A 13,874-nucleotide genomic window follows, 5' to 3' on the forward strand; every position below is an offset into this window, starting at 1 on the left:
ATCAAAAACTTATTTTGTAACAAAATTGTAATATTAACCAATCCTATCATGAGATTTAAACATAAAAAAATTTAGCCTCGATTAATACAAGACTAAATTTATTTATTGAAAAATTACTTACGATTTAATTAGTTATTCAGCAAAAATCTTACTGATCACGGTCATAGAATAGTTCATGTGCTTTTAATCGTGAATTAAGCATTTCAGGAACTGTGACAAAGTGATATCCTTGCTCTTTTAGATAATCTATAATCTTTGGTAAAGCATTCACTGTTTCAGCATGGATATCATGCATTAAGATAATCGAACCATTACGAACTTGACGTTGAATCTCTGTCAAAATAGATGCTTCATTTTTACTCTTCCAGTCCAGACTATCGACATCCCACATAATAAAGCTCAAATCGAGGCTATTGCGAATGTCGTCTGTAATGGCTCCATAAGGGGGGCGCATAAGTTTGGAGCTAGACCCCAACACTTTAGTTAGCGCATCTTCAGTATCAGTAATCTGTTTTTTAGCTTCATCAAGCGAAAGTTTTGAAAGCACTGGATGGCTCCAACTATGGTTTCCAATGACATGGCCATCTGCTTTCATGCGTTTCAAAATCTCTTCATTGCCAGAAACATTCTTACCTAAAACAAAGAAAGTAGCCTTAACTCCATATTTAGAGAGAGTATCTAATGCTTGAATTGTCGTTGTAGGATTTGGTCCATCATCAAAAGTCAAGGCTACTACTTTACGATTTTTCTTTTCATAATAAGCCTTATAAAGTTCCGCATCCTTATCTAGCAAATATGAGGACTGAATAAGATCAAAGAAACTAGATACTGGCAAGGCAATCTCATCCAAATTTTCAACTGCCTGACTTGGATAAAGGATAATTTGACTATCCTTATAATCAAAATTCCATGCAGACAAGTCTTGGTCAGAGAAGCCTTTAACAACTTGATCGACCTTTTCTTGCTCCAATTTCTTATCCTGTAAGAAAAAGGTAATTTCTTTTAACAGCTGCTCTTTGGCCTTACTCGGATCTGAAAATAATTGATCAAGTGTAAAAGGTTTACCATCTTCTGTCAAATGTACTTTCGCCAGACTAGTTTTTTCAGTCTCTTCAACTTTTGACGAAGTTAAATCATAGACTTGTTTCATCACAGTTCGGTTGACAATCCCTTTTAAAGTCGAATCCTGTTTCTCCGTATAATAAAAAACCAGATTTTCCTTATCCTCTAGATTGTCTTTAATATCCTGTGTCATGATTCCCTTTATAGACGAAATTACTTGCTCCCCTTGGAGAGGATAATAGGTAATCACTTCGGCTTGTCCTTTACGAAAATGATCCTTCTGATTCCCCTCACTCAATTGATCATCTTTCTCTTTTTTGAGCGATTCAATCTTTTGCTCAAAACTTTGCTTTGTATAGACTTTGTAACCAATCATCGATCCAAGGACACAAATGCTAACTGAAAAGATAGCTACTAGGGCTATTAAACCGATTCTCTTTTTATCGTGCTCAACACGATTTGCTCTACTTTTATCCATAGAACCATCATATCAAATTCAGGCTATAATTTCAATGATTTTAGAGGAAACAGTATATTAAAAAGAGAGGAAATTCCCCTCTCAAGATTTTATTTGACTGCTTCTTTCAAAGCGTCTACCTTGTCCAAACGTTCCCATGGAAGGTCAATATCTGTACGTCCCATGTGTCCATAAGCTGCTGTTTGACGGTAAATTGGACGCTTAAGATCCAGCATTTGGATAATTCCTGCAGGGCGAAGGTCAAAAATTTGACGAGCTGCTTTTTCAAGCTTACTTTCAGCTACTGTTCCTGTACCAAAGGTATCGATACGGACAGAAACAGGCTGGGCAACACCGATAGCGTAAGCCAATTGTACTTCCGCCTTCTTAGCAAGACCCGCTGCAACAATATTCTTGGCAATATAACGAGCTGCATATGACGCAGAACGGTCCACCTTAGTCGCATCCTTACCAGAGAAGGCACCACCACCGTGACGAGAGTAGCCACCATAAGTATCTACGATGATTTTACGACCAGTCAAGCCTGAGTCCCCTTGAGGCCCACCGATTACAAAACGTCCAGTTGGATTGATGAAGAATTTTGTTTGCGCATCCAAGTAAGAGGCTGGAATAACCTCTTTGATAACCTTGTTAATGACATCATTGTGAATTTGTTCATTGCTGACTTCTGGATCGTGCTGAGTTGAAATAACGACTGTGTCCACACGTACTGGACGGTCATTTTCACCATACTCAACTGTAACTTGTGATTTAGCATCTGGACGAAGATAGCTGATTTCACCAGACTTGCGAAGTTCTGCTAAACGGCGAACCAACTTGTGGCTTAGTGAAATTGGCAACGGCATGAGCTCTTCTGTTTCATCCACTGCAAATCCAAACATGAGCCCTTGGTCTCCAGCTCCAATCAAGTCCAGTGAATCTTGCTCTGCATCCCCACGGACCTCCAAGGCTTCATTAACCCCTTGGGCAATGTCTGGTGACTGCTCAACAAGTGACGGATGGACTCCCACCGTCTCAGCAGAAAAACCATACTCTGTATTGGTGTAGCCAATTTCCGCAATGGTATCACGAACCACACGGTTAATATCCACATAGGCATTTGTAGATATTTCACCAAAAACATGGACGGAACCAGTATATACAGCTGTCTCAGCAGCAACGTGCGCATCTGGATCCTTAGCTAAAATAGCATCCAAAATCGCATCTGAAATTTGGTCTGCAATCTTATCTGGATGCCCCTCAGATACAGATTCAGACGTGAATAATTTACGTTCTGACATAAAAATGTCCCCCCTTAAAAATAGTGTTATAGAGTTACAAAGTACTGATAGATATTTTCATTTTCTAAGAATTATGACGCGTAAGAAATAAAAACGATACTTTTTTATTTCTAAAGCTAGTAAGGCGCATAGGATGTCCACCCTATAGCGGTAACCGTAGAATGACGAGCGACTTTGGAGCCGTCAGTCTTTGCGAGTTACGACGCGTAAGAAATAAAAACGATACTTTTTTATTTCTAAAGCTAGTAAGGCGCATAGGATGTCCGCCCTATAGCGGTAACCGTAGAATGACGAGCGACTACTTTGGAGCCGTCATTCTTTGCGAATTACAAAGTACTGATAGGAAAACTCTTAGTGATAAATGCCTACCATCTTATCGGGACTATATAACTTTATCATTATACCATTTTTTAGCGCAATTTGCAGTCTTTAATGTAGTGTTTCTGTTTAGATAGTTCATTCTCATAAATAAAAAAGTTGGAGCTCAGTACTCCAACAATTGCTATTAAAATGTTTGGCGTTTTGCTTTACGCTCTGCACGACCTCGAGCGCGATTTTCCGCACGCTTGGTTTTGCGACGTTTTTCATCAACCGCCCATTGAATTTTCTTCTTATAACCTGGTTTGACTTTTTTCTTTTTCTTTTTGACCAAGCCAATCATTTCAATATCAAGCTTGTCCTGCTTCTTTTCACGGTTAGCACGACGATCACGGTCATAAGTATCTTGAAATTCTCCGTCTTTGACCATCTTAGGAGTAAACTTAATTCCTAATTTCTCCAACTCACGGATATCCGAGTCATCGCTTGGCTGATAAAGGGTAATAGCTATACCTGGTAGGCCGTTTCGTCCAGTTCGACCAACACGGTGCACAAAGAAAGATAAGTCTTGCGGAATAGCATCATTGATGACATGGCTGACACCTTCAATATCAATTCCACGCGCTGCCAAATCTGTTGCGACAATATACTCAAAATCCAGATTTTTCACCTGATTCATGATACGTTTGCGCTCACGAGGGGCAATATCCCCATGAATCTTTGCCACCTTCAAACCTTGAGCAGTCAGGTAAGAATGCAATTCATCAGCACGCGTTTTAGTGTTCACAAAAATCATTGCCAAATACGGTTGCATCAACTGAGTCAACTGGTAAATTTGAGCATTCTTGTCACGTCCCTTAGTAGAAATCAACCAATTATCAATGGTATCAGAAATGACCGTTTTGGTTTTGATTTTCTCCATAACAGGATTTGATAAGTATTTTTTCAAGAATGGTTGCAACTTTTGTGGAATAGTCGCTGAGAAGACCATGAATTGCAGATCTTTTGGAAGGCTTCCAGCAATCTTATCAACAGTTTCTAAGAATCCCATATCCAAGGTCATGTCTGCCTCATCGACAACAAAGGTCTTAGCCTTGTGAATAGCTAGGTCACCAGACTTAACTAAGTCATAAATACGGCCAGGTGTTCCGATAACAATATGAGGCTGGTTACTTGCCAATTTGTCAATCTGGCGAGCCTTATCTGTCCCCCCCACATAATTAACCACACGAACTTCCACTTCTGAGTGGGCTGCAATCTGACGAGCTGCTTGGTAAATTTGAGTAGCTAATTCACGGCTCGGTGCAGTAATAACTGCCTGTACACTATCACTAGTTTCATCTAATTGCTGGAAAATCGGCAATAGGAAAGTATGAGTCTTACCCGAACCTGTTTTTGATTCACCAACAAGGTCACGACCTGCCAAAACAATCGGAATCAACTTATCTTGAACCTCTGTAGGAGCTTTAAATTTTAACTCCTCCAAGGCTTCTCTAATATAGTTTTTAAATTGAAATTTCGTAAATGACATAATATCCTCGATTCTATCTATCCTATCAATTATACCATATTTTATTCCATTTCAGTAGCCTCACTTATTTAGGCTATTTCCAGTAGCTTTTCTAGTCAGAAAAAGGCTGGAATTTTATAATCCCAACCTCTTTTCATACTCAATGAAAATCAAAGAGCAAACTAGGAAACTAGCCGCAGGTTGCTCACAACACTGTTTTGAGGTTGCAGATAGAACTGACGAAGTCAGTAACATCTATACGGCAAGGCAACGTTGACGTGGTTTGAATTTGATTTTCGAAGAGTATCAGTTATTATTTCCAGCTTAAAATAGCACTCAAGCCATAGTGATCACTAACTTGTGGACTCTTGTTGCCATCAAATACGACATGTAATTTTTCCACCGCTAACTCTTTGGTAGTAAAAACATAGTCGATTCGAAGGGGTTCTGTGTTCCCCTTCCAGCCATCAATTTCTGGTGGAACAGTATAGCTACCACTTTTCTCTTGAGCAACTTCAAATGCGTCTTGTAAGCCTAATGGACTAGCTAAAATAGCTTGGTAACCTTCCTGACCAGCTGGGTTGTTGAAATCTCCAGCAAGCAAAAGCGGCTTGTTCAATTCTTTCAAGACAGCCTCAAATCGTGCCCATTCTTCTTGAAAACCTTTATCCCACCAAGAAAGGTGGACACTGGCAACGGCAAGTTCCTTACCATCAACTACAGTTTCAGCCAGGGCAACACGACGAGTATGATAGTCTGTTGGATCATCCACATCTGAAACCAAAATTTCTCTTGCTTCAATAGGTGTTTTAGACAAGATAGCCACACCTTCATGGTAGCGGTCATAACCGATATGGTTATAGGCCCAAGTCCAGTAGTAATTTTTTCCTTGCTCTGACAACTTTTCAACTAAAAGTCTTACATAATGGTCTTGGTGAATAGGCTCAGCTGCTGGTAAAGCTTGATAAAAGTCATTAACCTCCACCTCTGGAGAGGTGATCTCCTGATTGATTTCTTGGAAACAAATCAAATCATAGTCCTTTTCAAGAATATCCTCAAGCAAAAATTGGAATTTTTCCTCAGCTTCTTTTTCCATCCAACTGTGAGTATTGAGTGTTAAAAATTTCATTCTTTTCTCCCAAAATAAGAGGTTGGAATACAGCTTCCAACCTCAAGTATATTACAATTCTACTTTAGCAACTGCTGTTTTAGCTGCAAGAGAACCTGTTTGTTCTAATTTAACTGATTTAATTGCATCACCATTTGTGAAGACAACCACTGTTGAAGTTTCACGACCTGCTGCACGGATAGCATCCAAGTCAGCTGTGACAAGAAGATCACCTGCTGCAACTTTTTGTCCTTCAGCAACATGAACTGTAAATGGTTTTCCTTCGAGACTTACTGTGTCCAAACCAATGTGAACCAATACTTCAAGACCTGCTTCAGTCACAAGACCAAGAGCATGTTTTGTAGGGAAGATGCTTGATACAGTACCTGAAACTGGAGATACAATGTTCCCATTTGCAGGTTCTACCGCAAATCCATCACCCATCATTTTTTGAGCAAATACTGGATCTTTTACTTGTTCCAAAGCAATAACTTGACCGTCTGCTACTGAGTAAACTTCCTCAGTAAGACCTTTGAATTGAACAGTATTTTGTTGCGCTTCAGTCATTTGACTTGGAAGAGTTTCAGGAATGATTTCACCTGAATCAAGGATATCTTGGATATCAGATTTCAATACATCTGCTTTTGGACCGTAGATAGCTTGAACTCCTTGTCCTTTCATGACAAGACCCATAGCTCCTTCTGCTTTCCATTGTTCTGCATCACCGACTTTGTCAGCATCTTTTACAGTTACACGAAGACGAGTCATACATGCATCCACATCAACGATGTTTGCACGTCCACCAAGAAGGTTGATAATGTTTACAGCTTGAGAACCTGCTGCAACTTTCACTTCGCTGCCAGCTTCTTCTGAACCTTCAGCAGTTTCGTAGTTTCCGTTACGTCCTGGAGTTGCGTAGTTGAATTTTTGAATCATGAAGTTTGCGATAAAGTACATGATTACGGCAAAGAGAACAGTTACCCAGATAAAGTTAACAATATCCATACCGATACCAGCGCTAATCGCAATAGGTGTACGAGTCAAGAACTCGATTGAACCGAATGAGTGCATACGTAGGTTTACTACGTCAGCCATAGCGAAGGCAGCACCTTGAACAAGTGAGTAAACAAGATACATAGGTGTTGCTACAAACATGAACATGTATTCGATTGGTTCAGTAACCCCTGTCAAGAATGTTGCAAGAGCTGTCGCAATCATCATACCTTTGTATTTATGTTTCTTGTCAGCATCAACATTACGGTAGATAGCCACAATCACACCCATCAAGATACCGAATGAACCGATCATTTGTCCAACTTTGAAACGAGCTGGGTGAACAGTATCTAACAAGTGTTGGTATTGAGTAGCATCAGTACCTTTAAGGTTTACAAGGTCTGTTACCCATGCAAGCCAAAGTGGATCTTGACCAAATACTTGGCTACCTTTTGCTGCACCAGTTAAGACCTCATAAGTACCACCAAGAGCTGTGTAGTTCATTGGGATAGTCAACATGTGGTGAAGACCAAATGGTAAGAGCAAACGTTCCAATGTACCATACAAGAATGGTGCAAGGATTGGAGCAGTTTCTTGTGAGTTAGCAATCCAGATACCAAAGCTATTGATACCTGTTTGAACTACTGGCCAGAAAGCAGCAAGTACAATTGCAGCAATTATTGAACGAAGAATAACTACAAACGGTACAAAACGTTTTCCGTTAAAGAATGAAAGTGCATCAGGAAGCTTACGGAAGTTGTAGTATTTGTTGTAAGCAGTTGCTCCAATAAAACCTGAAATAATCCCTACGAACACACCCATGTTAAGTGCTGGGGCTTCCATAACACTAATGAAGTAATCAGCAACTTTGATTGATCCACCAAAGAGAGTTGTTACCATAGCATCTGGATTTTTCAACATATCGCCTGATACGCCAAAGATTGTACCAGTGATACGGTTAATCAAGATGAAGGCAAGACCAGCGGCGAAAGCACCACCAGCACGTTCTTTAGCCCAGCTACCTCCAATGGCTAGGGCGAACAAGATATGAAGGTTAACGATAACCCCCCAACCGATTTGTTCTAGTACACCACCAGTAATAACAAGTGGTGCAAAGGTTGGGTTAATCATCACGATAGACTTACCGATTGAAATCATCAAACCAGCAGCCGGCATAACAGCGATAACCACCATCAAAGCCTTACCGAATTTTTGCCAAAACTCGAAAGACAAGACATTTTTGAATGTATCTTTCATCATTCAAATCTCCTTTATTTTTATTTAGGCAAACGTTTTACGAAAACGTTTGCACTTAACTATGTATTCATTATACCACTTTAATTTTTTTTGTAAAGGCTTTTATAAAAAAAATAGAGTTTTTTCTAAAATCGTAACTTCTCAAAGTAACTTCCATCTCTCTCCCAAAACTGGAAGTTAGTCTCAGACGATGAATTATGCTAGAATTAAGTCTGAGACTTTTCGTGAGGAGGTACCTCATGACGAAAAAACAAAAACATCTCACTCTAGAAGACCGTATTGACATCCAAACTGGAATCAGCCAACAGGAGACTTTCCGTTCCATCGCTGAGAAGATGGGGAAAGACCCGTCAACGATTTCAAAGGAAATCAAGCGCAATCGCATCATGCATCCAACATCCGTCAAATCTGATTGCACGGATTGCCCTCTTCTCAAAAAAGCTCCTTATGTCTGTAACAACTGTCCAAAAAAGAGGACGGATTGTGGGTTTAACCGCTATCTTTACTACGCGAAAAAGGCACAGGAGCAGTACGAGACTATGTTGAGGGAATCCAGACAGGGAATTCCCCTAAACAAGGAAAGTTTTTATCAGATGGACAAGGTCTTAACCCAAGGCATCCAGAAGAAACAAAGCATCTACCATATCATTCAGACACATAACCTACCTGTGTCGAAAGCTACGGTGTATCGGCATGCCAAGCTGGGCTATCTGACAGCCAAGCCCATTGATTTCCCTCGGATGGTCACGTTCAAGGAACGCAGAAAATCCAGAAAAGTAGCTATTCCCAAAGAGCTGAAAATTGGGCGGACCTATCAAGATTTCCAAGAGTTACGAGAAACAGATGATTTCTTCAAATGGTTGGAAATGGACACGGTCATCGGCAGACCTGGTGGAAAGCTACTGCTCACCTTCAACGTTTCCTTCTGCAACTTCCTCTTCGCCCTGCTTTTGAACAACAAGACCGCTCTGGAGGTCGCCACTAAATTCGCAGCTTTGAAAGAAAGAGTCATGGACGGAGGGTGTGCGTTCCATCAGCTGTTCCCTGTCATTCTCACAGACAACGGATCTGAGTTCGCCTATGTGGAGGAGCTTGAGCGAGACATTGATGGGAAGTCTCACCTCTACTTCTGCGACCCTAGCCGTCCTGACCAGAAGGGGCGGATTGAGAAGAACCATACGGTTTTGCGAGCCATTCTTCCCAAGGGCACTTCCTTTGACCAGCTGACTCAGAAAGACGTCAATCTAGTCATTTCCCATGTCAATTCCTTGAAACGAGAAGAGTTTCAAGGAAAATCTGCTTACGACATCTTCACCTTCACCTTTGGCGAGGACATCGCTGCTCTTCTGGGTTGCCAATTTGTCAAACCAGAAGACACACACCTATCACCTGATTTATTGAAATAAAGGGAATTTTCCCCTCTAACTACACATCTTATCACCATCGAAAAGTCTCACACTAAACGCTAGCAACTGGAATTTACTCTAAGACGACTCTGTTTTAGGGCTATTTGTCGTGCACTTTTTTCTGAGTCTTTTCGCTTTTGAACCCTTATATATCAAGAAAAAGAAAACCAGTGGAAGTTAGTCTAAGACGGATTTCCACTGATTTCACGCGTTTTTCTCATACTAAAAGCTAGGTTGTGGGAAACTGGAAGTTAGTTTTAGAAGTTACCTTTTTTCTAAAATTTTGTAGTAAAAAAGGAGATATTAAAATCTCCTTAAATATACTTCTATTCTATTTTAGATTTTCAGGAATCGGCGCATAGAAATTCCAGATCCAATTGAACCGATAAAAATTCCAATCACAAATAATAAGACAATCATCAGTGGACTGAATACTTCTGGTGATATCATTGAAAGGTTCTGACCAACCAATGACTTATTAACCGATTGGTAAACCATTTTATAAACAATAAGTACCAGAACTGATGGAAGTGTTGCTCCAAGCAAACCGATGAAGGCACCTTCAAGCAAGAAAGGTCCGCGGATATAGCCGTTCTTAGCACCTACTAAACGCATGATTTGAATTTCACGGCTTCGTGAAATGATGGTGATACGTATAGTATTAGAAATCAAGAACACTGCAATGAAAATCAATAATCCAGCGATAACTAGTCCCCAGACACGAATAAATGAGGCTAACTTAAACAAGCGTTCCGTATTAGCTCCACCATCTTGAACTTCTGATACACCTTCGATTTTTTTAGCCTCTTCTGCTACTGTCTTTACATCACTTGGTGTATTGGTATCAACAATATATGCATCATAGAGAGGATTGGCGTCGCCTTCAAAGATTTTCCAGTTGTCCCCCATTGTCTCGGTTAATTTTTCGTATTGTTCTTCTTTACTTGAAAAAGTAACACTCTTAACAGTAGACATTCCCTTCAAAGCATTGTATACCTTGTGGTAGTCATTATTTGTAACAGTTTGACCTTCTTTTTCAATGGTCTCGCTATTATCAGCTACATCCTTACGAATATAAACCATCACTCGAACATTATTTTCAATATCTGTAGCTAGCTTCGCTGTATTGAAAATAACAGAAGCAAATATGGCAACCAAGGTCAAAGTAATCATGACTGAGCTGACAGCAGCCACTGTCATCCAACCATTTCGTTTCAAACTTTTTAGTGATTCAAATAAATGGCGAAAAAATCTACTAATCATCGTATCCATACTCTCCTTTTGATTCGTCACGAACGACACGGCCATTTTCAATGGCAATGACACGGTGGCGCAAGGTATTTACAATCTGGCTATTATGAGTCGCCATTAAAATAGTTGTCCCTTGTAGGTTAATCCGTTCCAAGAGATTCATAATTTCCCATGAATTATCCGGGTCCAGGTTTCCTGTTGGTTCATCGGCTATCAATACTTTGGGATTATTTACAATGGCACGTGCAATCGCAATCCGCTGTTGCTCTCCACCTGAGAGCTCATTTGGGAAAGAACGAACCTTGTGCTTCAACCCAACCAAGTCTAAAACTTCCATCACACGTTTTTTGATATTACGGCGATTTTCCCCGATTACTTCCATAGCGTAAGCAATATTTTCATAGACCGTTTTCTTTGGCAACAATTTATAATCCTGGAAGACAACCCCAACACTACGACGTAGAAGCGGGACGTCTTTCTTTTTGATCTTAACCAGATTAAAACCAGCAACTGATAGGCTTCCTTTATCGATTTTTACTTCACGATATAGAGAACGAATGAAGGTTGACTTCCCTGCTCCTGAAGGTCCTACAATGTAAGCAAATTCTCCCGGTTGAACGCTGACCGAAACACCGCGTAGGGCAGTCGTTCCGTTGTCGTATTTTTTGACGACATCTCTCATTTCAATGATTGACATGTGAGTTCCTTTCTATCTTAGCTGATTCGCCACTTGAGGTAGGCATCGATAAAACCATCTAGGTCCCCATCCATAACCTTATCTACCTGCGCAACTTCAAAGCTAGTTCGATGATCTTTTACCATAGTATAAGGTGTGAAGACATAAGAACGGATTTGGCTTCCCCATGTGATTTCCTTTTTCTCACCTTTGAGGGAATCTACTTCCGCAGCTTTCTTTTCTTGCTCCATTTGATAGAGCTTAGCCTGTAACATCTTCATAGCTCGATCTCTATTTCCATACTGGGTACGATCGACCGTTGACTGGACAACAGTCCCAGTAGGAATGTGTGTCAAACGCACTCCTGTTGAAACTTTATTGACGTTTTGTCCACCAGCACCACCTGAACGGAAGGTGTCCATCTTGATATCATCTTCACGGATTTCCACTTCAATGGTATCATCCAATTCTGGCATTACTTCTACAGATGTGAAAGAGGTATGGCGACGTTTAGCAGAGTCAAATGGCGAGATTCGCACCAAACGGTGCACACCCATTTCTGACTTGAGGAGACCATAGGCATTAGGTCCTTCAAATGATAAGGTTACTGACTTGATACCAGCTTCATCTCCTGCTTGGTAATCCAATACTTCCACTTTAAAGCCTTTAGCATTTCCATAGCGAGTGTACATACGAAGCAACATATCACCCCAGTCCTGAGCCTCAGTACCACCGGATCCTGGATGGATTTCCAAAATCGCATTATTATGGTCATAAGGTTCTGACAAGAGCAAGGTCATCTCGTAACTGGTCATCATCTTATCAAGTTCGGATAACTGCGTTACCAATTCTTCATGTACCGACTCATCTTCAGCTAAAAAGTCCAATAAAATTTCAACTTCATCCTGCAACTCTTCCATTTTGTGGAAGGTGTTATAGGTGTTTTTTAATTCATTTAATTCTTGCGACGTTTTTTGGGCCGCGATATTATCGTTCCAAAAATCAGGTTCTGTCATCTTGTTTTCCAAGATGGCAATCTCTTCCTCTAAACCTTCGAGGTCAAAGAGACCCCCTGAAAGAAGCTAATTTTTCACGATTTGCGTCAATTTTTTGACGAATTTCTGAAATGTCCATAAATACTCCTTTTTTATATCGTTTCATTATACCATAATCTATCATTTCTTTCCATCTTTTGCTCTAATCCCTTATTAAACACAAAAAGACGTAACTTCTCAAAGTAACTTCCATCTCTCTCCCAAAACTGGAAGTTAGTCTCAGACGATGAATTATGCTAGAATTAAGTCTGAGACTTTTCGTGAGGAGGTACCTCATGACGAAAAAACAAAAACATCTCACTCTAGAAGACCGTATTGACATCCAAACTGGAATCAGCCAACAGGAGACTTTCCGTTCCATCGCTGAGAAGATGGGGAAAGACCCGTCAACGATTTCAAAGGAAATCAAGCGCAATCGCATCATGCATCCAACATCCGTCAAATCTGATTGCACGGATTGCCCTCTTCTCAAAAAAGCTCCTTATGTCTGTAACAACTGTCCAAAAAAGAGGACGGATTGTGGGTTTAACCGCTATCTTTACTACGCGAAAAAGGCACAGGAGCAGTACGAGACTATGTTGAGGGAATCCAGACAGGGAATTCCCCTAAACAAGGAAAGTTTTTATCAGATGGACAAGGTCTTAACCCAAGGCATCCAGAAGAAACAAAGCATCTACCATATCATTCAGACACATAACCTACCTGTGTCGAAAGCTACGGTGTATCGGCATGCCAAGCTGGGCTATCTGACAGCCAAGCCCATTGATTTCCCTCGGATGGTCACGTTCAAGGAACGCAGAAAATCCAGAAAAGTAGCTATTCCTAAAGAGCTGAAAATTGGGCGGACCTATCAAGATTTCCAAGAGTTACGAGAAACAGATGATTTCTTCAAATGGTTGGAAATGGACACGGTCATCGGCAGACCTGGTGGAAAGCTACTGCTCACCTTCAACGTTTCCTTCTGCAACTTCCTCTTCGCCCTGCTTTTGAACAACAAGACCGCTCTGGAGGTCGCCACTAAATTCGCAGCTTTGAAAGAAAGAGTCATGGACGGAGGGTGTGCGTTCCATCAGCTGTTCCCTGTCATTCTCACAGACAACGGATCTGAGTTCGCCTATGTGGAGGAGCTTGAGCGAGACATTGATGGGAAGTCTCACCTCTACTTCTGCGACCCTAGCCGTCCTGACCAGAAGGGGCGGATTGAGAAGAACCATACGGTTTTGCGAGCCATTCTTCCCAAGGGCACTTCCTTTGACCAGCTGACTCAGAAAGACGTCAATCTAGTCATTTCCCATGTCAATTCCTTGAAACGAGAAGAGTTTCAAGGAAAATCTGCTTACGACGTCTTCACCTTCACCTTTGGCGAGGACATCGCTGCTCTTCTGGGTTGCCAATTTGTCAAACCAGAAGACACACACTTATCACCTGATTTATTGAAATAAAGGGAATTTTCCCCTCTAACTACACATCTTATCACCAT

At 40.8% G+C, this 13,874-nt stretch carries 10 protein-coding genes; 2 read left to right on the top strand and 8 right to left on the bottom strand.

The window, feature by feature from the left end:
- Positions 1-148: 148 nt before the first annotated feature.
- The 5 genes from pgdA to SMI_RS07100 all read right to left on the bottom strand — a co-directional run bounded on the left by pgdA (position 149) and on the right by SMI_RS07100 (position 8,009).
- The gene (gene pgdA, locus SMI_RS07080; protein ID WP_000361602.1) at positions 149-1,540 is read right to left on the bottom strand and encodes a peptidoglycan-N-acetylglucosamine deacetylase PgdA; all 1,392 of its coding nucleotides are present in this window, start codon (positions 1,538-1,540) and stop codon (positions 149-151) included.
- Positions 1,541-1,629: 89 nt separating this feature from the next.
- Positions 1,630-2,820 (bottom strand): methionine adenosyltransferase, encoded by a 1,191-nt coding sequence (gene metK, locus SMI_RS07085; protein ID WP_000003914.1) that lies wholly within the window; start codon positions 2,818-2,820, stop codon positions 1,630-1,632.
- A gap of 505 nt (positions 2,821-3,325) precedes the next feature.
- Positions 3,326-4,669, bottom strand: a complete 1,344-nt coding sequence (locus SMI_RS07090) for a DEAD/DEAH box helicase (RefSeq protein WP_000010998.1) — start codon at positions 4,667-4,669, stop codon at positions 3,326-3,328.
- Positions 4,670-4,961: 292 nt separating this feature from the next.
- A complete protein-coding gene (locus SMI_RS07095; RefSeq protein ID WP_000670818.1) occupies positions 4,962-5,777 on the bottom strand; it encodes an endonuclease/exonuclease/phosphatase family protein in 816 nt (271 codons plus the stop codon).
- A gap of 51 nt (positions 5,778-5,828) precedes the next feature.
- Positions 5,829-8,009: a PTS transporter subunit IIBC gene (locus tag SMI_RS07100; protein WP_000974074.1), complete on the bottom strand. Its 2,181-nt coding sequence runs from the start codon at positions 8,007-8,009 to the stop codon at positions 5,829-5,831.
- 236 nt (positions 8,010-8,245) lie between these two features.
- Here SMI_RS07100 and SMI_RS07105 point away from each other — a divergent pair, with 236 nt between their 5' ends.
- A complete protein-coding gene (locus SMI_RS07105) occupies positions 8,246-9,412 on the top strand; it encodes an IS30-like element ISSmi1 family transposase (RefSeq protein ID WP_000163009.1) in 1,167 nt (388 codons plus the stop codon).
- Between the two features lie 336 nt (positions 9,413-9,748).
- Here SMI_RS07105 and ftsX read toward each other — a convergent pair whose 3' ends face one another.
- From ftsX to prfB, 3 genes are all read right to left on the bottom strand, one after another.
- Positions 9,749-10,675, bottom strand: a complete 927-nt coding sequence (gene ftsX, locus SMI_RS07110; RefSeq protein WP_000625552.1) for a permease-like cell division protein FtsX — start codon at positions 10,673-10,675, stop codon at positions 9,749-9,751.
- On the bottom strand, positions 10,668-11,360 hold the full coding sequence (ftsE, locus tag SMI_RS07115; protein ID WP_000022265.1) for a cell division ATP-binding protein FtsE: 693 nt from the start codon (positions 11,358-11,360) through the stop codon (positions 10,668-10,670). Before ftsE ends, ftsX begins: the two co-directional genes overlap by 8 nt.
- 17 nt (positions 11,361-11,377) lie before the next feature.
- Positions 11,378-12,473 (bottom strand): peptide chain release factor 2 gene (gene prfB / locus SMI_RS07120; protein ID WP_142359004.1). Its coding sequence is split into 2 segments (ribosomal slippage): positions 11,378-12,400 and positions 12,402-12,473, totalling 1,095 coding nucleotides; the frame shifts between segments, so codons are not numbered across the junction.
- 196 nt (positions 12,474-12,669) lie between these two features.
- On the opposite strand from prfB, the gene SMI_RS07125 reads away from it, so the two are divergent.
- Positions 12,670-13,836, top strand: a complete 1,167-nt coding sequence (locus SMI_RS07125; RefSeq protein WP_000163010.1) for an IS30-like element ISSmi1 family transposase — start codon at positions 12,670-12,672, stop codon at positions 13,834-13,836.
- The last annotated feature ends 38 nt before the right edge of the window (positions 13,837-13,874 follow it).

Source organism: Streptococcus mitis B6 (assembly GCF_000027165.1).
GTDB classification, from domain to species: domain Bacteria; phylum Bacillota; class Bacilli; order Lactobacillales; family Streptococcaceae; genus Streptococcus; species Streptococcus mitis_AR.

What these genes read in the sequence shown, in the direction of transcription:
- ftsX (WP_000625552.1), bottom strand. Translation starts at nt 10,675, where the DNA reads ATGATTAGTAGATTTTTTCGCCATTTATTTGAATCACTAAAAAGTTTG.
- SMI_RS07090 (WP_000010998.1), bottom strand. Translation starts at nt 4,669, where the DNA reads ATGTCATTTACGAAATTTCAATTTAAAAACTATATTAGAGAAGCCTTG.
- SMI_RS07125 (WP_000163010.1), top strand. Translation starts at nt 12,670, where the DNA reads ATGACGAAAAAACAAAAACATCTCACTCTAGAAGACCGTATTGACATC.
- SMI_RS07095 (WP_000670818.1), bottom strand. Translation starts at nt 5,777, where the DNA reads ATGAAATTTTTAACACTCAATACTCACAGTTGGATGGAAAAAGAAGCT.
- metK (WP_000003914.1), bottom strand. Translation starts at nt 2,820, where the DNA reads ATGTCAGAACGTAAATTATTCACGTCTGAATCTGTATCTGAGGGGCAT.
- pgdA (WP_000361602.1), bottom strand. Translation starts at nt 1,540, where the DNA reads ATGGATAAAAGTAGAGCAAATCGTGTTGAGCACGATAAAAAGAGAATC.
- SMI_RS07100 (WP_000974074.1), bottom strand. Translation starts at nt 8,009, where the DNA reads ATGATGAAAGATACATTCAAAAATGTCTTGTCTTTCGAGTTTTGGCAA.
- SMI_RS07105 (WP_000163009.1), top strand. Translation starts at nt 8,246, where the DNA reads ATGACGAAAAAACAAAAACATCTCACTCTAGAAGACCGTATTGACATC.
- ftsE (WP_000022265.1), bottom strand. Translation starts at nt 11,360, where the DNA reads ATGTCAATCATTGAAATGAGAGATGTCGTCAAAAAATACGACAACGGA.